This is a genomic window from Corynebacterium sp. UMB4614, from assembly GCF_030217065.1.
In the GTDB taxonomy this organism is placed as follows: domain Bacteria; phylum Actinomycetota; class Actinomycetes; order Mycobacteriales; family Mycobacteriaceae; genus Corynebacterium.
On the sequence record NZ_JASONC010000001.1, the window covers coordinates 218,376 to 240,615 of the forward strand.

General features: G+C 66.1%; 20 protein-coding genes. 15 read left to right on the forward strand and 5 right to left on the reverse strand.

What is annotated here, in order from left to right:
• Positions 1-8 precede the first annotated feature (8 nt).
• Both QP413_RS00950 and QP413_RS00955 read right to left on the reverse strand, forming a co-directional pair.
• Positions 9-743: a DoxX family membrane protein gene (locus tag QP413_RS00950; protein WP_012360375.1), complete on the reverse strand. Its 735-nt coding sequence runs from the start codon at positions 741-743 to the stop codon at positions 9-11.
• A gap of 103 nt (positions 744-846) precedes the next feature.
• Entirely contained in the window at positions 847-1,530 is a 684-nt protein-coding gene (locus tag QP413_RS00955; RefSeq protein WP_012360374.1) for an MBL fold metallo-hydrolase, read from the reverse strand.
• 105 nt (positions 1,531-1,635) lie between these two features.
• Between QP413_RS00955 and uvrA the strand changes: the two genes are divergently transcribed.
• The 15 genes from uvrA (at position 1,636) to argH (ending at position 19,781) form a co-directional block, all read left to right on the forward strand.
• Positions 1,636-4,488, forward strand: coding sequence for an excinuclease ABC subunit UvrA (gene uvrA / locus QP413_RS00960; RefSeq protein ID WP_284780128.1), 2,853 nt, complete (start codon positions 1,636-1,638; stop codon positions 4,486-4,488).
• Between the two features lie 248 nt (positions 4,489-4,736).
• Positions 4,737-5,261 (forward strand): translation initiation factor IF-3, encoded by a 525-nt coding sequence (gene infC / locus QP413_RS00965; protein WP_081477610.1) that lies wholly within the window; start codon positions 4,737-4,739, stop codon positions 5,259-5,261.
• A gap of 39 nt (positions 5,262-5,300) precedes the next feature.
• A complete protein-coding gene (gene rpmI / locus QP413_RS00970) occupies positions 5,301-5,495 on the forward strand; it encodes a 50S ribosomal protein L35 (protein ID WP_012360370.1) in 195 nt (64 codons plus the stop codon).
• A 65-nt stretch (positions 5,496-5,560) separates the two neighbouring features.
• Entirely contained in the window at positions 5,561-5,944 is a 384-nt protein-coding gene (rplT, locus tag QP413_RS00975) for a 50S ribosomal protein L20 (RefSeq protein ID WP_012360369.1), read from the forward strand.
• A 192-nt stretch (positions 5,945-6,136) separates the two neighbouring features.
• Positions 6,137-6,946 (forward strand): RNA methyltransferase, encoded by an 810-nt coding sequence (locus QP413_RS00980; protein WP_148811953.1) that lies wholly within the window; start codon positions 6,137-6,139, stop codon positions 6,944-6,946.
• Positions 6,947-7,039: 93 nt separating this feature from the next.
• Entirely contained in the window at positions 7,040-8,047 is a 1,008-nt protein-coding gene (pheS, locus tag QP413_RS00985; RefSeq protein WP_284780159.1) for a phenylalanine--tRNA ligase subunit alpha, read from the forward strand.
• A gap of 72 nt (positions 8,048-8,119) precedes the next feature.
• The gene (gene pheT / locus QP413_RS00990; protein WP_284780130.1) at positions 8,120-10,687 is read left to right on the forward strand and encodes a phenylalanine--tRNA ligase subunit beta; all 2,568 of its coding nucleotides are present in this window, start codon (positions 8,120-8,122) and stop codon (positions 10,685-10,687) included.
• A gap of 215 nt (positions 10,688-10,902) precedes the next feature.
• On the forward strand, positions 10,903-11,940 hold the full coding sequence (argC, locus tag QP413_RS00995; protein ID WP_284780132.1) for an N-acetyl-gamma-glutamyl-phosphate reductase: 1,038 nt from the start codon (positions 10,903-10,905) through the stop codon (positions 11,938-11,940).
• Positions 11,941-12,047: 107 nt separating this feature from the next.
• Positions 12,048-13,250 (forward strand): bifunctional glutamate N-acetyltransferase/amino-acid acetyltransferase ArgJ, encoded by a 1,203-nt coding sequence (argJ, locus tag QP413_RS01000; protein ID WP_284780134.1) that lies wholly within the window; start codon positions 12,048-12,050, stop codon positions 13,248-13,250.
• A gap of 27 nt (positions 13,251-13,277) precedes the next feature.
• Positions 13,278-14,192 (forward strand): acetylglutamate kinase, encoded by a 915-nt coding sequence (gene argB, locus QP413_RS01005; protein WP_012360363.1) that lies wholly within the window; start codon positions 13,278-13,280, stop codon positions 14,190-14,192.
• A 47-nt stretch (positions 14,193-14,239) separates the two neighbouring features.
• Positions 14,240-15,469, forward strand: a complete 1,230-nt coding sequence (locus QP413_RS01010; protein ID WP_284780136.1) for an acetylornithine transaminase — start codon at positions 14,240-14,242, stop codon at positions 15,467-15,469.
• 2 nt (positions 15,470-15,471) lie between these two features.
• Entirely contained in the window at positions 15,472-16,410 is a 939-nt protein-coding gene (gene argF / locus QP413_RS01015) for an ornithine carbamoyltransferase (RefSeq protein WP_070761951.1), read from the forward strand.
• Positions 16,395-16,877, forward strand: coding sequence for an arginine repressor (gene argR, locus QP413_RS01020; RefSeq protein ID WP_284780139.1), 483 nt, complete (start codon positions 16,395-16,397; stop codon positions 16,875-16,877). The genes argF and argR overlap by 16 nt, the downstream gene beginning before the upstream one ends.
• Positions 16,878-17,011: 134 nt before the next feature.
• On the forward strand, positions 17,012-18,211 hold the full coding sequence (locus QP413_RS01025) for an argininosuccinate synthase (RefSeq protein WP_012360359.1): 1,200 nt from the start codon (positions 17,012-17,014) through the stop codon (positions 18,209-18,211).
• 136 nt (positions 18,212-18,347) lie between these two features.
• Entirely contained in the window at positions 18,348-19,781 is a 1,434-nt protein-coding gene (gene argH, locus QP413_RS01030) for an argininosuccinate lyase (RefSeq protein ID WP_187289755.1), read from the forward strand.
• Positions 19,782-19,800: 19 nt separating this feature from the next.
• Here argH and QP413_RS01035 read toward each other — a convergent pair whose 3' ends face one another.
• The 3 genes from QP413_RS01035 to thiS form a co-directional block, all read right to left on the reverse strand.
• On the reverse strand, positions 19,801-21,078 hold the full coding sequence (locus QP413_RS01035) for a ThiF family adenylyltransferase (RefSeq protein ID WP_149121581.1): 1,278 nt from the start codon (positions 21,076-21,078) through the stop codon (positions 19,801-19,803).
• A 2-nt stretch (positions 21,079-21,080) separates the two neighbouring features.
• Positions 21,081-21,917 (reverse strand): thiazole synthase, encoded by an 837-nt coding sequence (locus QP413_RS01040; RefSeq protein WP_284780141.1) that lies wholly within the window; start codon positions 21,915-21,917, stop codon positions 21,081-21,083.
• 86 nt (positions 21,918-22,003) lie between these two features.
• Positions 22,004-22,210, reverse strand: coding sequence for a sulfur carrier protein ThiS (gene thiS / locus QP413_RS01045; RefSeq protein WP_284780142.1), 207 nt, complete (start codon positions 22,208-22,210; stop codon positions 22,004-22,006).
• Positions 22,211-22,240 lie beyond the last annotated feature (30 nt).

A 22,240-nucleotide genomic window follows, 5' to 3' on the forward strand; every position in this document is an offset into this window, starting at 1 on the left:
CAACGGGCTTACTTGAGCTTCTTCGCCTTCTTCTTGGCCTTCTTTGCCTTCTTGGACAGGCCCTTCGTGCTGTCCTGCAGCTCCTCAGCAAAGGTCTCAGCATACGCGCTCGCCTGGTCGCGCACCTGGTAGGCGGTGTCGCGCCACTCGTCGGAGTGCTCGTCGACGTAGTCGCTCACAGCGCTCGCTGCAGAGGAGATGCTATCCGAGGCCTCAGAAGCCAGCTCGCGGGCCTTCTCGGAGAAGTCGCTGGCGTAGTCCTGCGCGGTGGCGAGCATCTCCTGCTGCTGGGACTTGCCCGGCAGCGCCTGCTGCGCGCGCCATGCCAGCCCCGGCTTGCCGGCCGTGTCCTCGGCGGCGATCAACAGGCCACCCAGCAGGCCGACGTCCGCCAGGAGGGTGGTCAGCTGGGTGTTCTGGCCGCCCTTGCCGGCGACGTTCTTGATGTCGTGGCGGGTCAGGATCGCAGGCAGGTGTGCGGCTGCGAGCGCTGCGGCGGCCAGGCGCGGCGCCTTACCGCGGGCCAGCAGGGCAGCGGCGGCGATCTTGGTGCCACCCGCGATGCGCACGTTGGTTTCCGCGTCACGTGGTAGCAGGCCAGCAGCCTGCGGTGGCAGAACCTTGCGCAGGGTGCCGGTCACAACCTCGGCGTTCTTCGCGTGATTCTGCGGGCTTTTCACCATCTGGACACCATCGGCGATGAATGCCGAAGCCATCAGGGGACGGGCGATCTTGCGAAGCATGAAGACTCCTTCGGTGTGGGTAGCAAGATAGCTGGAGTTTTATCCAGCGTTAGGGGATCAAGTCTACGCGAGTGGCCGGGCGCCAGCTGCGCGTTTCGCGGGATTACCAGCCCCGCTCGGCCCACTCCTCGACGTGCGGGGCCTCGTCGCCGACGGTGGTGCTGTCGCCGTGGCCGGGGTGCAGCCGCGTGCCGTCGGGCAGGCTGAACACCCGCTGCGTGACGTCCGAGAGCAGCTGCTGGAACTCCTCCGGGGAGTTCGTTTTGCCGACCCCGCCTGGGAACACGCTATCCCCGACGAACATGCGTGGGGCGTCTTCCGGCAGTTCCACGTGCACGGCGATGCCGCCCGGGGTGTGGCCCCGCAGCTCCACCGCAGTCATCTTCAACTCCGAGCAGTTACCCTTCAAACGCAGCAGCTCCGGGGTCCCTTCGTCGTTGCCGTAGACCTCATCGGCCGGGGCTGGCAGGTTGGTGGCCTCCTTGCGTGGTGCGTGGTGACGCGCACCCGTTGCCGCCAGAACCTCCTCCAGCGCCTGCACGTGGTCGCCATGCTGGTGGGTGGTGAGGACGTCGGTGATGGTCACCCGCAGCTGATCCGCCAGGGCCAGGATGTGCTCAGCGTCCGTAGCCGCGTCAATGAGCAGCGCGTTGCCGCCGCTGGCGATGAGGTAGACGTTGTTATCCATCTCGCCGACTGAGGTGCGCGCCACGATCGTGGCATCCGTGGAAATAATCTCGACATCTCGGGGGTTAGAAAGATGTCCGAACTCACTGACCTGTGACATATGCATGAACTCGAGCATATCTACTTGTCGTACAGTGGGAATGAACTCATTCTGAGCCCGCGCCACCCAGGCGCGGCTCAGCGCCAAATCCAAACAGGAGGACGAGTGGCAGAGAAGCTTTTGGTCCGCGGTGCACGCGAGCACAACCTCAAGGGGGTGGACCTCGAGCTGCCGAGGGACAAAATGATCGTCTTCACGGGGCTGTCCGGTTCCGGGAAGTCATCGCTGGCCTTCGACACCATCTTCGCCGAGGGACAGAGGCGCTACGTCGAGTCCCTGAGCTCCTATGCCCGCATGTTCCTCGGCCGCCTCGATAAGCCGGATGTGGACTTCATCGAAGGGCTCTCGCCGGCGGTCTCCATTGACCAGAAGTCGACCAACCACAACCCACGTTCCACCGTGGGTACCGTGACCGAGATCTTCGACTATCTGCGCCTGCTCTTCGCCCGCACCGGCACCCCGCACTGCCCGACGTGTGGCGAAGTGATCCAGCGGCAGACTCCGCAGGAAATCGTGGACCAGATCATGGCCATGGAAGCCGGAACCAAGTTCCAGGTCCTTGCGCCGGTCGTGCGCACCCGCAAGGGCGAGTTCGTCGACCTCTTCGAGGAGCTCGCTGCCGAGGGCTACGCCCGCGTCCGGGTGGACGGCGAGGTCTACCGTCTGACCGATCCGCCGCAGCTGGAGAAGCAGGTCAAGCACGACATCGATGTCGTCATCGACCGCCTCCAGGTGAAGGAAAGCCAGAAGCAGCGACTCACCGACTCCGTCGAGACGGCACTGCGCCGCGCGGACGGCGTCGTCGTCATCGAATTCGTCGACCTCGACGAAGATGACCCGAACCGGCAGCGCCGCTTCTCCGAGAAGATGGCCTGCCCCAACGGCCACGCCCTGCAGCTCGACGAGCTCGAACCGCGCGCCTTCTCCTTCAACTCTCCATTTGGTGCCTGCCCGGCCTGCGACGGCCTGGGCACCAAGCTCGAGGTCGACGAGATGCTCGTCATCCCGGACGAGGATGCCCCGCTGAACAAGGCCATCGCGCCGTGGACGTCCAGCCCGAACGCGCGCTACTTCGACAAGCTCATCACCGCGCTGTCCAAGGAGCTGGACATTGACCCGAGCACCCCGTGGTCGGAGCTCACGAAGGCCGAACAGAAGGCTGTCCTGAAGGGGCACCCCACCCCGATCAGCGTGAGCTACAAGAACCGCTACGGCCGCCAGCGCCGGTACAACGCACCCTTCGAGGGCGTGATGCCATTCCTGAAGCGCAAGCTCGACCAGACCGACTCCGATTGGTCGAAGGAGCGCTACCGCAGCTACATGCGCGAGGTAGCGTGCCCGACCTGTAAGGGGGCGCGACTGAAGCCGGAGGTGTTGGCCGTGACCATCGCCTCGGGGGAGAAGGAGCTGTCCATCGCGGGAGTCTCCGACCTCTCCATCGCCGAGGCGAGCGAGTTCCTGGATAACCTCACACTGAATAAGCGCCAGGAGATGATCGCCGGCGCGGTGCTGCGCGAGACGCAGGCACGCTTGAAGTTCCTGCTGGACGTCGGCCTGGACTATCTGGCCCTGTCCCGTTCGGCGGGCACACTCTCCGGTGGCGAGGCGCAGCGCATCCGCCTGGCGACCCAGATTGGTGCGGGCCTGGCCGGGGTGCTCTACGTGCTGGATGAGCCGTCGATTGGCCTGCACCAACGGGATAATGCCCGGCTGATTACGACCCTGGAGAACCTCCGCGACCTGGGTAACACCCTGATCGTCGTCGAGCACGACGAGGACACGATCCGCGCGGCGGACTGGCTGGTCGATATCGGCCCGAATGCCGGCGAGTACGGCGGGCATATCGTGTATTCCGGCGAACCGAAGGGCATCACTGATGCCGAGGATTCGCTGACCGGCGATTACCTCGCCGGACGCCGGGTACTGGCGGTACCGGAGTCCCGCCGCGAGATCGATAGTGAGCGGATGCTCACGATCCACGGGGCGCAGGAAAATAACCTCAAGAAGGTGGACGTGTCGATCCCGCTCGGTGTGATGACCTGCATCACCGGCGTGTCGGGTTCGGGCAAATCTTCCCTCGTCAACGGCATTCTGGCGCGGTCGCTGGCTAATCAGCTCAACGGTGCCCGCCTGGTGCCGGGGCGCCACAAGAAGGTCAGCGGACTCGACCAGCTGGACAAGCTCGTGCAGGTCGACCAGAGCCCGATCGGGCGCACCCCGCGCTCCAACCCGGCGACGTACACCGGTGTCTTCGACCGGGTGCGCAAGCTCTTCGCGGAGACCACCGAGGCGAAGGTGCGCGGCTACACGGCCGGGCGTTTCAGCTTCAATGTCAAGGGCGGGCGCTGCGAAGCCTGCCGCGGCGACGGCACGCTGAAGATTGAGATGAACTTCCTTCCGGATGTGTACGTGCCCTGCGAGGTCTGCGACGGTGCCCGGTACAACCGCGAGACGCTCGAGGTGAAGTACAAGGGCAAGAACATCGCCGAGGTGCTCGACATGCCGATCTCCGAGGCCGCGGAGTTCTTCGAGCCGATCACGGCGATCGCGCGTTACCTGAACACGCTCGTGGATGTTGGGTTGGGCTACGTGCGCCTCGGCCAGGCGGCCACCACGCTGTCTGGCGGTGAGGCGCAGCGCGTGAAGCTCGCAGCCGAGCTGCAGAAGCGCTCCAACGGGCGGACGATCTACATCCTCGACGAGCCGACCACTGGCCTGCACTTTGAGGACATTCGCAAGCTCATGCTGGTCCTGCAGGGACTGGTGGACAAGGGCAATACGGTGCTGATCATCGAGCACAACCTGGATGTCATTAAGTCCGCGGACTGGATCATCGACATGGGTCCGGAGGGTGGCTCGGGTGGCGGCACGGTCGTGGCCCAGGGGACCCCGGAGGATGTGGCGAAGGTCGACGGCTCCCATACCGCGACATACCTCGCGCCCATGTTGCCCGCCTAAGATCTGCGTGCTATATTCATGAGCACTACCGCTTGTCGTGTGTCGACAAGCTGCAAGTGGAGTTCTTTTTCTCCCACCTTAGACCGCCGTCACTGGCTGGGCTCGGGTCCAAAGCGAAGCTTTATGCTCGCAGCCTCTTCCACATGATTGAAGGGGCTTTCATTTGGGCGCTCCGGCGCGGGGGATTTTTCAGGGCTTCACAAGCAGTTGCGGTAAAGATCACTTACTACTGCTACTGAGGAGTTCACATCAGCGCTGAAGCTCGCATCAACGACCGAATTCGAGTCCCCGAGGTCCGACTCGTCGGTCCCAACGGAGAACAGGTCGGCATTGTCAAGACGGACGATGCTCGCAAGCTGGCCTATGAAGCAGACCTCGATCTTGTAGAGGTCGCGCCGAACGCCAAGCCGCCCGTGGCCAAGATCATGGACTACGGCAAGTTCAAGTACGAACAAGCTCAGAAGGCTCGCGAGGCTCGACGTAATCAGCAGCAGACTGTGGTCAAGGAGCAGAAGTTCCGCCCGAAGATCGATGACCACGACTACGAGACCAAGAAGGGCAACGTCGTTCGTTTCCTGGAGAAGGGCTCGAAGGTCAAGGTCACGATCATGTTCCGTGGTCGCGAGCAGTCCCGCCCCGAGCTGGGCTTCCGCCTCCTGGAGCGTCTTGCCGCTGACGTTGAGGAAGTCGGTCAGGTTGAGTCCCGTCCGAAGCAGGACGGTCGCAACATGACGATGGTTCTCGGCCCCGTCCGCAACAAGGGCAAGAAGTAGTCTCAGTAGTTCACAAACGTTGCTAGAGGATTTTCACCAATGAAGCAGAAGACGCACAAGGGTACCGCTAAGCGCATCAAGGTCACCGGTTCCGGCAAGCTCCGTCGTGAGCGCGCCTACCGCCGCCACCTTCTTGAGGGCAAGCCGTCCACCCGCACCCGCCGCCTGAAGGGCACCACCGATGTGTCCGCAGCCGACAACAAGCGCATGAAGCGCCTGCTGGGCAAGGCTTAATTACCTTAAGCCTCCCCCTTTTCTCGAAATACTAAAGAACAACCTGAAGTAAAGGACGTATCACCGTGGCACGTGTCAAGCGCTCTGTGAACGCAAAGAAGAAGCGTCGCGAAGTACTGAATTCCGCGAAGGGCTACCGGGGCCAGCGCTCCCGCCTGTACCGCAAGGCGAAGGAGCAGATGCTCCACTCCAAGACCTACGCCTTCCGCGACCGTCGCGCCCGCAAGGGTGAGTTCCGCAAGCTGTGGATCCAGCGCATCAACGCCGCTGCTCGTCAGAACGACATGACCTACAACCGCCTGATCCAGGGCCTGAAGCTGGCCGAGATCGAGGTCGACCGCAAGGTCCTGGCCGAGCTGGCTGTCTCCGACGCTGCTGCCTTCACCGCACTGTGCGAGGCTGCTAAGGCTGCTCTGCCGGAGGACGTCAACGCACCGGCGGCTTCCTAAAGCCAGCCGAGGCGTTCAGCCTCCCACCGCCTTCGACGCGCTCCGCGTCGGGGCGGTTTTTCATGTCTTCATGGGCTACCGTGCGTGCAAAGCGAGCTGGGTGCGTGGTGGTGGAGCTCCCGAACAGGGGAGAGGTGGGCAGCGGGGCACCACAGTCATCGCCTCGCAACAACCCGACTAGGCTGTGAAGCCATGGAGATGTTCACTGAACGCACGCCCCGCATCGTCAACGCCGCCAAGCTGCACCGAGCCGCCACCCGGCGCAAGACCGGTCGCTTCCTCGCCGAGGGGGAGAACGCGGTCACCGCAGCTCTCGCGCGCGGCGAGGTCCTCGACCTGTACGTCACCGAGGCTGCGTGGGAGCGCTTCCCCTTCCTCCAGGACGTCACCGGCACCCACGTCCACCTCATCACCGAACGCGCCGCCGACCACCTCTCCGAGACGGTCACCCACACCGGCCTGTTCGCCCTCTGCGCGAGCCAGATGGTGGACGACGACGCCCTCATCACCAGCGCCGTCAAGAACAGCCCGCTGATCGCCGTCCCCGTCGAAACGAATGAACCCGGGAACGCGGGAACCATCATCCGGGTGGCCGATGCCTTCGGCGCCGGGGGAGTGCTCTTCGCCGGAAACACCGTGGATCCGCAGGGCGGCAAGGCGGTGCGCGCCTCCGCCGGAAGCCTGTTCAACCTCCCGGTCGCCCGCAACACCTCGGTCGTGGAGGTCGTGGACAAGCTCCACGAGGCGGAGTTTCAGATCCTCGCTACCGCAGCGGACGGGGACGTCACCCTCCACGAGGCGGCCGATCCCGCCAATGGCATGCTCGCCCAGCCCACCGCGTGGCTGTTTGGCAACGAGGCGCACGGGCTGGGGGACTGGCTGGACCTCGCTGATATCCGCGTGAGTATCCCGATGCGCGGGCAGGCGGAATCGCTGAATCTCGCCACGGCGGCAAGTGTGTGCCTTTACGAATCCTCCAAAGCACAGATTGCTAAGCTATAGCCTGAAATAGTCGTTGTTACGTGTTGCGAGGAGCCCCCGTTGTCGGAATCCCCAGTGTCGCCTGAGGCTGCTGTAGAAATCTCTGAAGAGTCGATGGGGGCTGCGGCCGAAGCCGCCGAGAAGGCCTTTACCTCCGCGACCAACCTCGAGGAACTCGCCGAGGCCCGCCGTGCCCACCTCGGCGACGACGCTCCGATCCCCGCCGCTCGCCGCTCCCTCGGCTCCCTACCGAAGGACCAGCGCAAGGATGCCGGCCGCATCGTCAACATGGCACGTGGCCGCGTCGAGAAGCTCTTCGCTCAGGTGAAGGCCGAGCTGGAGGAGAAGCGCAACCAGGAGGCGCTGCGCGCCGAGCGCATTGACGTCACCCAGCCCACCACCCGCGGCCAGGTTGGGGCCCAGCACCCGATCACCATCCTTAACGAGCAGATCGCGGACATCTCCGTCGGCATGGGCTGGGAGATCGCCGACGGCCCGGAGGTCGAGGCGGAGTACTTCAACTTCGACTCCCTGAACTTCATCCCGGACCACCCGGCCCGCACCCTTCAGGACACGTTCCACATTGCACCGCAGGGCTCCCGCCAGGTGCTGCGCACCCACACCTCCCCGGTGCAGATGCGCACCATGCTCTCCCGCGAGGTGCCGATCTACATCGCCTGCCCGGGCCGCGTGTTCCGCACCGACGAGCTGGACGCCACCCACACCCCGGTCTTCCACCAGGTCGAGGGGCTGGCCGTGGATAAGGGCCTGACGATGGCTCACCTCAAGGGCACCCTGGACCACCTCGCGAAGTCCCTGTTTGGCCCGAACACCAAGACCCGTATCCGCCCGAACTACTTCCCGTTCACCGAACCTTCCGCCGAGGTTGACGTCTGGTTCGAGGACAAGAAGGGCGGCGCCGGCTGGATCGAGTGGGGTGGCTGCGGCATGGTCAACCCCAACGTCCTCATCGCCGCGGGAATCGACCCGGAGGAGTACTCGGGTTTTGCCTTCGGCATGGGCATCGAGCGCACCCTGCAGTTCCGCAACGGTCTGCCTGACATGCGCGACATGGTGGAAGGCGACGTCCGCTTCACCCTGCCATTCGGGGTCCGCGGCTAAGCCCCGCAGTACCCCGCCGCCACAACAACCTCCGCTCCACAACTCTTCTGGCAAAAGGACCTTTTCAAGCACATGTTGATTTCTCAGAACTGGCTCACCCGGATCCTGCAGACCGCGAACCCTAGCTGGTCTGTGGACTCCGAGGAACTCGACGCAGGTTTCGTCCGCGTCGGCTTCGAGACGGAGGGCTACGAGCGCCTCCCGAAGACCGAGGGGCCACTCGTCATCGGCAGGGTGAGCAACATCGAGGAGCTGGAGGGCTTTAAGAAGCCGATCCGCTACTGCGAGATCGCCGTCGGCGAGGCCAACGGCACCGGCGAGCCACAGAACATCATCTGTGGTGCCCGCAACTTCGCCGAGGGCGACTACGTGATCGTCGCCCTGCCGGGCACCGTGCTGCCTGGCCCGTTCGAGATCTCCGCGCGCAAGACCTACGGCAAGATCTCCGAGGGCATGATGTGCTCCGCCTCCGAGCTCGGCCTCTACGACGGCACGAGCCCAGGGATCATCACCGTCTCCGAGGAGGAGATCACGGCCAACGGTCTCTCCGTCGGCGACGACGCCCGCAGCCTGCTGGGCCTGGATGACACGGTCTTTGAGGTCAACGTCACCCCGGACCGTGGCTACGCGCTGTCCGCCCGCGGCCTGGCCCGCGAGCTGGCGTCCTCCTTCGAGCTGCAGTACCGTGACCCGGCGCTCGATCCAGCGGCTGCCGCTCTCGACGACGACCTCTTCGCCGGCATCCCGGGCATCAAGGAAGACATCCTTTCCCTGGAGGTCGAGGAGGATGCGAAGTGCTCCCTCTTCGGTATCCGCAAGGTCGAGGGCATTGACCCGACCGCCGAATCCCCGCTGTGGCTGCAGCGCGAGCTGATGCTCTGCGGCCAGCGCCCGGTCAATGCCGCCACGGACGTCACGAATTACGTCATGATGCTGCTCGGCCAGCCGATGCACGCCTTCGACGCTGGCAAGATTACCGGCAACCTGCGGGTGCACCGCGCCTCCGAGGGCGACACTCTGACCACCCTGGACGGTGTGGAGCGGACCCTGTCCAGCGAGGACGTCGTCATCTCCGACGACTCTGGCATCCAGTCCCTGGCCGGTGTGATGGGCGGCAGCACCTCCGAGATCTCCGATGAGACTGTCGATGTGCTCTTCGAGGCCGCTCACTGGGACGAGCTCACCGTGGCCCGCACCTGCCGCCGCCACAAGCTCTCCTCTGAGTCCTCCCGCCGCTTCGAGCGCGGTACCGATGCCGCGATCATCGGCAATGCCCTGGACTTCGCGGTCTCGCTGCTCGTCCGCATCGCCGGCGGCAAGGTGGTGCACGGCCGCACGATGGTCGGCGAGGTGCCGAGCATGCCGACGATCCAGATGCACACCAACCGTCCGGGCAAGGTCGCGGGCATGATCTACCCGGATGGCACCACGATCGGTCGCCTCCGCGAGGTAGGCTGCACCGTCCGCGAGACCGGCCTGCGCGACGGCCAGGGTGCCCGCCAGATCGAGGTCACCCCGCCGACCTGGCGCCCGGACCTGACCATCCCGGCCGACTTGGTGGAGGAGGTCCTCCGTCTCGAGGGGCTGGAGAACATCCCATCGGTCCTGCCTCACGCGCCGGTCGGTCGTGGCCTGACGCCACGCCAGCGCCTGCGCCGCCGCATCGGCCACGCGATGGCTTGGAATGGCTTCGCGGAGATCCTCCCGACCCCGTTCATCGCCAACGATGTTTTCGACGAGTGGGGGCTGGCGGAGGATGATCCGCGCCGCAACGTGGTGAAGGTCCAGAACCCGCTGGAGTCCGATCACGCTTCCCTGGGCACCACGCTGCTGCCGTCCATGATCGACGCCCTGCGCCGCAACTCCGCGCGTGGTCAGAAGGACGTCGCCCTGTTCGGCGTGGAGCAGGTTTCCCTGCCCCGCCTGCCGGAAAGCGGGCGCAAGCCGACCCCGATGCCCGCTGTGACCCAGCGCCCGTCCGAGGCGGAGCTGGATGAGCTGGCTCAGACTCTGCCGGAGCAGCCGCTCTACGTGGCGATGGTCGCCGCCGGCCAGCGCGCTCTGCAGGGCCCGTGGGGTGGCGCGGAGAACTTCGAGGCTCAGGACGCCTTCGAGGCAGCCCGCCTGATCGGGCGTGCGGCTGGTGTGGACGTGGAGTTCCGCAACGCCGAGTTCCTGCCGTGGCACCCGGGCCGCTGTGCGGAGATCCTGGTCGACGGCACCGTGGTGGGGCACGCGGGCGAGCTGCACCCGCAGGTCTGCGAGCGCGCCAACATCCCGGCCCGGAGCATCGCGCTCGAGATCGACCTGGATGCCCTCCCGGTGGAGGAACGCTTCCCGCAGCCCAAGGTGTCTGCCTTCCCGCCGGTCTACCAGGACGTGGCCCTCGTGGTTGACGAGGATCTGCCGGTCGCCGAGGTGCAGAAGGTGCTGCAGGAGGGCGCCGGCGAGCTGCTGGAGAGCATCCGCCTGTTCGACATTTACGAGTCGGATTCGCTCGGCCAGGGCAAGCGTTCGCTGACCTTCTCCCTGAGCTTCCGCGCGACGGACCGCACGCTGACCGAGGATGAGGCATCGGAGGGTCGCCGTGCGGCCATCGACGCCGCCACGGCGAAACTGGGTGCTGAGCTTCGCTCTTAAGGCACAGCTTCGCTCCTAAGGCACAGCTTCGCTGCTAGGATACAGCTTCGCTCCTAATGTGCAGCTGCGTTCTTAGGGCGCGGCCGTGCTCTGAGGGGAGGGGACCTCTAGAACACACCCCTAATGCGGCCCGCGAGGACCACCCTCGCGGGCTGCATATTTTGCATAAGCGTGTATATATTGCATTTTTCTGTGATCGGGCGCATAATTAAAGAATGAAGAAGATTGCAGTCGCAGGAGCCAGCGGTTACGCGGGCGGGGAAGCCCTCCGCCTGCTGCTCAACCACCCGGGATACGGCGTGGACTTCGAGATCGGAGCCCTCACCGGGGGCTCCAACGCCGGCCAGAACTTCGGGGAACTCGCCCCGGCACTGACCCCCTTGGCGGACCGCACCCTCCAGGAGACCACCCCGGAGCTGCTCGCCGAACACGACATGGCGATCCTCGCTCTCCCGCACGGCGTCTCTGCCACCCTCGTGGAGCAGGGGCTGCCGGAAGATATGAAGATCGTGGACTGTGGTGCGGATTACCGGCTGCGCAACGAGGACCTGTGGGAGCGCTACTACGGCACCCCGCACGCCGGTAGCTGGACCTATGGCATCCCGGAGATGCCCGGCCACCGCGAGGAGATCGCCGCAGCCAACTGCGTCGCCGCCCCCGGCTGCTTCCCGACCGGCGCGACCATCGCCGCCATGCCCGGCATCGCCGCCGGCATGATGGCCCCACAGGTCTCCGTCGTCTCCGTCACCGGGGTCTCCGGCGCGGGTAAGAAGCCCAGTGTGGCCCTTCTCGGCGCCGAGACCATGCAGAACCTCCGCGCCTACGGCGTCATGACCCACCGCCACGCCCCGGAGATCAAGCAGAACCTCCTCGAGCTCGTCCCCGGCGGCGACCAGGGCGACGACGTCCACGTCACCTTCACCCCCGTCCTGGCACCGCTCGTGCGCGGCATCCTCACCACCGTCACCGCACCGGCCCGGGGTAGCGAAGCTGATGTCCGACGCGCCTACGAGGACTTCTGTGCAAACGAGCCCTTCCTGCACCTCCTGCCGGAAGGTCAGCAGCCAGAGACCCGCCACGTCACCGGCACGAACATGGTTCACCTGCAGGTCGCCGTGGATGACGGCATGATCGTCGCCACCTCCGCGATCGACAACCTGACCAAGGGCACCGCGGGCGCCGCCGTCCAGTGCCTCAACCTGATGAACGGTTGGGACGAGACCGCAGGCCTGCCGACCATCGCGGCGACCTAACCCAGCGGCGTCGTAATACGGCGACGCCGTAACACAGCGCCGTTCCACACGCCGAACAACACACCCACCGCAACAACCCCTTTGAAGAAGTAGAAGAAGAACACGCAGTGAGCACCCAGCCCGAACACCACAACCCAGCAGCCGGACAGCGTACCGGCGTCACCGCCCCGGCTGGCTTCCGCGCCGCCGGCGTCACCGCGGGCATCAAGCCCTCCGGCAACCCGGACATGGCCCTGTTGGTCAACGACGGTCCCGACTACCACGCCGCCGCGCTGTTCACCCGCAACCAGATCAAGGCCGCGCCCGTCCAGCTGACCAAGTCGCTGCACAACGGAACTTTCCGCGCAGCCGTTGTCAACGCCGGCAACGCGAACGCCTGCACGGGGGAGCAGGGCATGGCGGACGCCAAGCGCACCGGCGAGCTCGTCGGCAATGCGCTCGGCATCGACGCCGCAGACGTGGCCGTGTCCTCCACTGGCCTGATCGGCGACCTGCTGCCGATGGACAAGATCGAGGCGGGAGTCGAGGCGCTGGCCTCCGAGCTCTCCACCGACCTCGAGGCCGGCACCAAGGCCGCCGAGGCGATCATGACCACGGATACCGTCATCAAGCAGGCGGTCTACGAGGGCGATGGCTGGAGCATCGGCGCGATGGCCAAGGGCGTGGGCATGATGGCCCCATCCCTGGCTACGATGCTGGTCTTCCTCACCACCGACGCCAAGCTGCCCAGCGCAGAGGCCGCCCAGGAGGCGCTGGGGGCCGCCAGCGGGGTCACCTTCGACTGCATCGACGTGGACGGTTCCACCTCCACCAACGACACCCTCATCATGCTCGCCAACGGTGCCTCCGGTGTGGAGCCGGACGCCGCCGAGTTCGCCCGTGCAGTCCACGATGTCTGCCTGGACCTCACCCGCCAGCTGCAGGGCGACGCCGAGGGCGTGACTAAAAAGGTCGCGATCACCGTCACCGGCGCCGCCACCGACGAGGAGGCCAAGGCCGCCGCCCGCGTCATCGGTCGCGACAACCTCTTCAAGTGCGCGATGTTCGGCTCCGACCCGAACTGGGGTCGCGTGCTCGCCGCCGTCGGCATGGCCCCGGTAACCATGGACCCGACGAGGATCCGAGTGTCCTTCAACGGCCACGACGTCTGCGTCGACGCCGCCGGAACCCCGAACGCCCGCGAGGTTGACCTCTCGGGTGAGGACATCGACGTCGAGGTCAACCTCGCCAGCGGCGACGGCAAGGCCACCGTCTGGACCACCGACCTGTCCTACTCCTACGTCGAGATCAACTCCGAGTACTCGAGCTAACCGCCAGCGGTAACCCAAGGATTCACCATGCCTAAGATTCACGATTCCTCCTGCACCAGCGGGCTGACCCCCTCGCAGCGCTCCCACGTGCTGGCCGAGGCCCTGCCGTGGCTCCTGCACTACCGCGACAAGATCGTGGTGGTGAAGTACGGCGGCAATGCCATGATCGACGACGAGCTCAAGCGTGCCTTCGCCGCCGACATGGTCTTCCTCCGCGCTGTTGGTGCGCGTCCCGTCGTCGTGCACGGCGGCGGTCCGCAGATCAACATGATGCTCGACAAGGTCGGCCTGGAAGGGGAGTTCCGCGGCGGCTTCCGCGTGACCTCGCCTGAGGTCATGGAGTACGTGCGCATGGTGCTCTTCGGCAAGGTTGGCCGCGAGTTGGTTGGGCTCATCAACGAGCACGGCCCCTACGCAGTGGGCGCCTCCGGGGAGGACGCCGGGCTGTTCACGGCCGAGAAATTCCAGCCCGAGATCGAAGGGGAACTGGTGGACATCGGACGGGTCGGCAGCATCACCGACGTGGACCCCACGAGCCTGTTCGACCTCATCGATGCCGGCCGCATCCCGGTGGTCTCGACGATCGCCCCGGATGACGACGGTCTGGTCTACAACATCAATGCCGATACCGCCGCTGGTGCGTTGGCGGGGGCCCTGGACGCCGAGCGTCTCGTCATGCTCACCAACGTGCCGGGCCTCTACACGGATTGGCCGAACAAGGACTCGCTGGTCTCCAGCCTGACCCCGGCGGAGTTGGAGGAGCTCCTCCCGACCTTGGATAGCGGCATGATCCCGAAGATGACCGCCTGCCTGGATGCCATCCACAACGGCGTGAAGGCCGCCCACGTCATCGACGGACGCGTCCCGCACTCGGTGCTCCTCGAGCTGATGACCGAAGGCGGTATCGGCACGATGATTTCCTCCGAGTCTTACGAACACTAAACCCAGCACCAAGGCTCTTCCGACGCACAACCCGAAGGATCAAGGCGATGAGCAACACTGAATCTCAAGCCACTCCCGCCACGGATTCGACGTGGCAGGACCGCTGGCAGCACACGCTAATGGACACTTACGGCACGCCGGCGCTGAACCTCGTTAAGGGGCAGGGCAGCTACGTCTGGGACAGCGAGGGCAAGAAGTACCTCGACCTGCTGTCCGGCATCGCGGTGAATGCCCTTGGGCATGCACACCCCGCGATCGTGGAGGCCGTGACCACCCAGCTGCAGACCCTGGGGCACACCTCGAACGTCTTCGCCCACCCGCAGGTCATCGAGCTTGCGGGCAAGGTGACCTCGCTGGTCGGCACCGAGGAGGCCGCGGATGCACGCGTGTTCTTCTGCAACTCGGGCGCCGAAGCCAACGAGGCTGCGTTCAAGATCGCGCGCGCTACCGGGCGGCCGAAGATCCTGGCCGCCCAGCGCGGCTTCCACGGGCGCACGATGGGATCCCTGGCGCTGACCGGCCAGCCGGATAAGCGCAAGCCTTTCGAGCCGATGCCAGCGGGCGTGGAGTACTACCCCTACGGCGATCTCGACGCCGTCGACGCCATGGCCGACGAGAACACCGCCGCCATCTTTCTGGAGGCCATCCAGGGCGAGACTGGCGTGATCCCCGCCCCGGAGGGCTTCCTCGCCGGGCTGCGTCGCATCTGCGACGAGCGTGGGATTCTCCTCGTCATCGACGAGGTCCAGGCGGGGATGGGGCGCACCGGTGCCTGGTTTGGTTTCCAGTCCGATGGCTCCGGCGTTGTTCCGGACGTCATCACCATGGCCAAGGGGCTGGGCGGCGGGCTGCCGATCGGCGCCTGCCTGGCCATGCCCCGAGCCCAGCTGCTGGCCAAGGGCATGCACGGCACCACCTTCGGTGGGAACCCGGTGGTCTGCGCCGCGGCCAATGCCGTGATCGACGAGATCAAGGAGCAGAACCTGCTGGAGAACGTGCAGCAGGTCGGGGCGCAGCTGGTCGCTGCCCTGCAGGACCACCCGCGGGTCACCGAGATCCGCGGCCGCGGTCTGATGCTTGGCGTCGTCTTGGACACCCCGTGCGAGCTCGACCCCGCGGACTACGGAATCCTGCTGAACAAGCCCTCGCCGGAGGTACTGCGCATCGTGCCGCCGCTGAACTTGAGCCCGACCGAGGCCGACGAGGCAGCGTTGAAGATCACCGCGATGCTCGACGACCTACCAACCCCAACCGAGACGTCGACCACAGAAAGCTAGAAATGACCCTCGCAGAAAAGAACACCAAGCCCCTGCGCCACATGCTGGCGGACGACGACCTCACCCCGGCCGAGCAGGCGCAGGTCCTGGACCTGGCGGAGAAGGTGAAGGCCGACCGCTACGGCAACCCCTTCCGCAACATCCTGGAGCGCCAGTCCGTGGCGGTGCTGTTTGACAAGACCTCCACCCGCACCCGCTTCTCCTTCAGCGCCGGCATCACCGAGCTGGGTGGCAGCCCGATCGTCGTGGACTCCGGCAGCTCGCAGATGGGCAAGGGGGAGACCTTCCAGGACACCGGCGCGGTGCTCTCCCGGTTCGCCAGCATGATCGTGTGGCGCACTGGTGCGCACAGCAACCTCGCGGAGATGGCCGAAACCGCGACGGTGCCGATCATCAACTCCCTCTCCGATGATTTCCACCCCTGCCAGATCCTCGCGGACCTGCAGACCATCCGGGAGAAGAAGGGCGAGCTGGCCGGCCTGAAGGCTATCTACTTCGGCGATGGCGCCAACAACATGGCCAATAGTTACATGCTCGGCTTCGCCACCGCGGGCATCGACATCACGATCTGCGCCCCGGAGGGCTTCCAGCCGGAGGCGGAGTTCGTGGAGCGGGCGAAGAAGCGGGCCGCGGAGACCGGTGCCACCGTCACCGTGACGGATGAGGTCACCGCCGCGGACGCCGACGTCGTCATCACCGACACGTGGGTGTCCATGGGCCAGGACCCGAACGTCGACCGCAGCGCCCTGCGCGCCTACCAGGTCAACGAGGAGCTCATGGCGGAGGCGAAGGAGGACGCGATCTTCCTGCACTGCCTGCCCGCGTACCGGGGCAACGAGGTCACCGCTGAGGTCATCGACGGCGAGCAGTCGGTGGTCTTCGACGAGGCCGAAAACCGCCTGCACGCGCAAAAGGCGCTGATGGTATGGCTGCTCCGTTAGACCGGTCGGCCGCGCCATCGAAGTCTGCCCGGCAGGCAGCCATCGCTCGGGTGATCGGCCAGCACCGGGTGGCGAACCAACGCGAGCTGCTCGACATCCTGCACACCATGGATATCGAGATCACGCAGGCCACGCTCTCCCGGGATCTCGTGGACCTGGGAGCCCGCAAGGTACGCACCGACGGCAAGTCCCACTACACCCTGGCGGAAGCCATGGTGGGGGACGGGCCCGCACACCTGCGCCGGGTGCTCTCCGAGCTGCTGGTCGCCCACGACGATTCCGGCAACATCGCGGTGCTGCGCACCCCGCCGGGGGCGGCCCAATACCTGGCCAGCGTCCTCGACCGCTCGGAACTGCCACAGACGGTGGGTACCATCGCGGGTGATGACACGGTCTTCGTGCTCGCCCGCGAAGGACACAGTGGGGCCCAGGTCGCGGAGTATTTCGCGGAGCTGGCCCGCGGCTAGCAACCGTGCCGGCGATCCGGTGGGAGAGCGGCAGTCCAGAATGGACGCCACTAGCCCGCGCCGGATGCTCAACAAAAAATCACAGCAACTAGAATCTTTAAAAGAAGAACAGAAAACGGGGAAAGGAAACCTCAATGAAGGATCGCGTCGTACTCGCATACTCCGGTGGTCTGGACACCACCGTCGCCATCAGCTGGATCGCCAAGGAGCGCAACGCTGAGGTCATCGCCGTGTCCATCGACCTGGGCCAGGGCGGCGAGGACATGGAGACCGTCCGCCAGCGCGCGCTCGGCGCCGGCGCCGTGGAGTCCATCGTGGTGGACGCCCGTGACGAGTTCGCCAACGACTACTGCCTGCCGACGATCAAGGCCAACGGTTTGTACATGAAGGAGTACCCGCTGGTCTCCGCGATCTCCCGCCCGCTGATCGTCAAGCACATGGCCGAGGCTGCCAAGGAGCACAACGGCACCGCCGTCGCCCACGGCTGCACCGGTAAGGGTAACGACCAGGTCCGTTTCGAGGTCGGCTTCGCCAACACCGCACCGGAGCTGGAGATCATCGCACCGGCCCGCGATTACGCCTGGACCCGCGACAAGGCCATCGCCTTCGCCGAGGAAAACAACATCCCGATCGAGCAGTCCAAGTCCTCCCCGTTCTCCATCGACCAGAACGTCTGGGGCCGCGCCGTCGAGACCGGTTACCTGGAGGATCTGTGGAACGCCCCGACCAAGGACGTCTACGCCTACACCGAGGACCCGGCGCTGGGCCAGGCCCCGGATGAGGTCATCATCTCCTTCGAATCCGGCGTGCCGGTGGCCATCGACGGCCGCAAGGTCACCGTCCTGGAGGCCATCGAGGAGCTCAACCGCCGCGCCGGTGCGCAGGGTGTTGGCCGCCTGGACATGGTCGAGGACCGTCTGGTGGGCATCAAGTCCCGCGAGATCTACGAGGCTCCGGGCGCGATGACCCTCATCCGTGCCCACGAGGCTATGGAGGCCGTGACCATCGAGCGCGAGCTGGCCCGCTACAAGCGCGGCATCGACGCTGAGTGGTCCGACCTGGTTTACGACGGTCTGTGGTTCTCCCCGCTGAAGCGCTCCCTGGATGCCTTCATCGAGGAGTCCCAGGAGCACGTCACCGGCGACATCCGCTTGGTGCTGCACGCCGGCAACATCATCATCAACGGCCGCCGTTCCGACCACTCCCTCTACGACTTTAACCTGGCCACCTACGACGAGGGCGACAGCTTCGACCAGTCCCTGGCCAAGGGCTTCGTCGAGCTGCACGGCCTGTCCTCCAAGATCGCCGCTAAGCGCGATATGGGCATCCTGTAATAGCCCCTTCCTGGCGGGCGGTCCCGTTCGCGGGGCTGCCCGCCGTTAGTTTCTTTAAGACCGACTTTCTTTCACGACGTCACTCACGGAGAGGAATCCTTCAATGGCAGATCACGGTGCGTCCAACCCCGGTTCGCTGGACAAGCACGGCACGAACGAGGGCGCGCTCTGGGGCGGCCGCTTTTCCGGCGGCCCTTCGGAGGCCATGTTCGCGCTGTCCGTGTCCACCCACTTCGACTGGGTGCTCGCCCCCTATGACGTGCTCGCCTCGAAGGCGCACGCGAAGGTGTTGAACCGGGCCGGGCTCCTCTCCGACGCCGACCTGGAGACCATGCTGAACGGGCTGGACCAGCTGGGTCGGGACGTCGCGGATGGTTCCTTCGTCCCCGCACCCTCCGACGAGGACGTCCACGGCGCGATGGAGCGCGGCCTGATCGACCGGGTCGGCCCAGAGGTCGGCGGTCGCCTGCGCGCGGGACGTTCCCGCAATGACCAGGTGGCTGCGATGTTCCGCATGTGGATCCGCGATGCGATCCGCGATATCGCCGTCCAGGTCACCGAGCTCATCGACGCGCTGGCTGCCCAAGCGAAGGCTCACCCAGAGGCCATCATGCCGGGTAAGACTCACTCCCAGGCTGCCCAGCCGATCCTGCTGGCCCACTCGTTGCTGGCTCACGCCCAGCCGCTGCTGCGCGATCTCCAGCGCCTGCAGGACCTTGATAAGCGCCTGGCCGTCTCGCCCTATGGCTCGGGCGCGCTGGCTGGCTCCTCGCTGAAGCTGGACCCGGAGGCTATCGCAGAAGAGCTCGGCTTCGACTCTGCGGCGGATAACTCCCTGGATGGCACCTCCTCCCGCGACTTCGCCTCCGAGACGGCCTTCGTGCTGGCGCAGATCGCGGTGGACATGTCCCGCCTGGCCGAGGAGATCATCTACTGGTGCACCCCGGAGTACGGTTACGTCACGCTCTCCGATTCTTGGTCCACCGGCTCCTCGATCATGCCGCAGAAGAAGAACCCGGACGTGCCAGAGCTGGTGCGCGGCAAGACGGGTCGGTTGATCGGTAACCTCGCCGGCTTGATGGCCACCCTGAAGGGCCTCCCGCTGGCGTACAACCGCGACCTGCAAGAGGATAAGGAGCCGATCGTCGACTCGGTCGCGCAGCTCAACCTGCTGCTGCCGGCGATGACGGGCCTGGTGTCCACCCTGACCTTCCACGAGGACCGCATGCGCGAGCTCGCCCCGGCGGGCTTCACGCTCGCGACGGATCTGGCGGAGTGGATGGTGCGCCAGGGCGTGCCGTTCCGTGAGGCCCATGAGGCCTCGGGCTCCTGTGTTCGCATCGCGGAGTCCCGCGGCGTGGACCTCATCGACCTCACCGACGAGGAGCTCGCCTCCGTGGATTCCCGGCTCACCCCGGAGGTCCGCGAGGTGCTCACCATCGACGGCGCGGTGGCGTCCCGGTCGACCCGCGGCGGCACCGCTGGTGTGCGGGTCGCCGAGCAGCGCGAGCGCGTCGAGAAGCTCTCCGGTGAGCTGCGCGGGTGGGCGGAAAAGCCGGTCCGCGGCTAAGGAAAGAGCCTCGCGGAGTTTAGCCCCGCACCCCTCCGGGCAGGTTGTGCAGCGTGATTCCATACTCGCTGGCAGCCTGCCCGTATTTTTCGACGAAGTGCTGGCTGCGCACCCCGGAGGCACAGTAGACCACCGCGTCGGTGCCCTGGTGGCGGGCGAAGGCCTCGGCCACTGCAGGGGAGGCAACGTCCAGGGTGCCCGCGGGATCCGCGAGCGCGGACATCGCTAGGTGCTCGTCGGCGCCCTGCTCGCCGATGAAGCTCGGCTGGGCGAGGAGCGTTTCGTGGTACTCGCGGACGTCCACCGTGAAGGCCTTTCCGGTGCGGACGAGCTCGTGCAGAGCGGCGTTACTCGGTGCCTTCGCTGGGCGGGGGCCTGGGTCCTGGTCTGGCGTGGTGTGCGAGTCCTCCGGGGACTGGACTGCGCAGGCGGTAGTGGAGGATGCGGGGCCGTCGTTGGGGGACAGGGCCACGACTGGCTGGCGGCTCGGGTCAGGGGCGATGCGGAAGCTCTGGGTGCGCGCGGTCAGCGCGTCGTAGCTCACAACCGTGCCCAGCAGCGGCTGGCCGACCCCGGTGACCCACTTGATGGCCTCCGTGGCCGCCAGCGCGCCCATCACCGCGGTGGTCGCACCCAACACGCCGGCGCTCGCGCAGTCGGGGATCGAATCTCCGCTTGGCTTCTCGGGGAACAGATCCCGCAGACCGATGCCGCGCTCACCGCTGGCGGTGGAGTTGAACACCGAGATCTGCCCGGCGAAGCGCAGCACCGTGGTCCAGACCAGGGGTGTGCCGGAGATTTCGGCGGCGTCGGCGACTAGAAACTTCGTGTCGAAGTTATCGGAGCCGTCGATGACCAGATCGACCTGCCGGAAGGCCTCGACGATATTGTTCGCGTCCAGGCGGTACTGGTGGGTTTCGACCTCAATATCCGGCTGGATGCGCTGCAGGGCGTCGGTAGCCGCATCCACCTTTGCCCGGCCGACGTCCTCGGCCGAGAACAGGATCTGGCGGTGCAGGTTGGTCACGTCCACCGTGTCGTCGTCGTAGAGCACGATCGTGCCTACCCCGGCCGAAGCCAGGGACTGCATCGCAGGGCAACCCAATCCGCCGGCCCCGACGACGAGCACGCGGGCGTCGTGCAGCCGCTGCTGCTCGGCGGGCCCGAAGCCAGGCAGGTTTAGGTGGCGGGCGGTGCGCCGCTGCTCCCGGTAGGGAAGGGAGACGAAGTCCCCGGCGGGGAAGGCCTGCTCGGTTTCCGCGGTGCGCGGTGAAGGAGTGTGTGTGCTTTCAGCCACGCTTAGAGCACCTCCTCAGCCCAGTCCTCGTCCCAGGAGGCCAGGCCCTCGAAGCTGGAGCTGGCCAGCGCACCCTCCGCGTGGGTGCGCTGCGGGATGCGACCCGCCGCGGCTGCCAGGCGGCCGGCCTCGACCGCGTGCCTCATGGCGGTGGCCATAGCGACCGGATCCTGGCAGCGGTTGACGGCGCTGGCGAGCAGCACGCCGCTGCAGCCAAGTTCCATGGCGAGCGCGGCGTCCGATGCCGTGCCCACCCCGGCGTCGAGCAGCACCGGGACGGAGGCGCGGGCGCAGATCAGCTCGATATTGTGCGGGTTGAGGATCCCCAGCCCCGTGCCGATCGGGGAGCCCAGCGGCATCACGGCCGCCGCCCCGGCGTCCTCCAGTCGCTTGGCGACCACGGGGTCGTCGCTGGTGTAAGCCAGCACCTCGAAGCCTTCGGCGACCAGCATTTCGCAAGTGTCCACCAGCTCCACCACGTCGGGCAGCAGCGTGCGGTCGTCGGCGATGAGCTCCAGCTTCACCCAGTTGGTGCCCAGCGCCTCGCGGGCGAGCTGGGCGGTGAGGATCGCGTCCTTGGCGGTCCGGCAGCCCGCGGTATTCGGCAGGACGTCGATTCCCAGGCGGTTCAACAGCCCGAAGACGCTCTCGCCTCCCGCAGCGCCGTTCGAAGCTCCAGCGGTGCCAGTGCTGTTGCCTGCCCGGAAGCGGCGCATTGCCACGGTGGTCAGCTGGGTGCCGCTGGTCACCAGCGCCTTCTCGAGCAGCGTTTGGCTGGTCGCCCCGCCGGTACCCATGATTAGGTGCGAGTCGAACTTCTTACCTGCGATTTCAAGCATCTATGCCTTCTTCTTCTGCGTCTACTAGTGCCGTCGTTTCGGGTCATCGTGGCTCGTTAAAGCCGATGAAGCCGGAAGCGGTAGCCCTAACCGCCCTGGACCGCGACGAGGATGTCGATCTCGTCGCCGTCGGCCACCTCGCGGTTCTCCCACTGGCTGCGTGGCACGACCGCCTGGTTCAGCGCGATCGCGATGCCCGTGGCATCCTTTTCGCCGGTCTCGTTGGCAACGACCTCGGCGATCGTGAGTCCCGCCTTGCCCTGGCGCTCTTCCTGGTTCACCGTGTAGTTCATTCTCAGCGTCCTCTCTCTCGTCCTGTTACG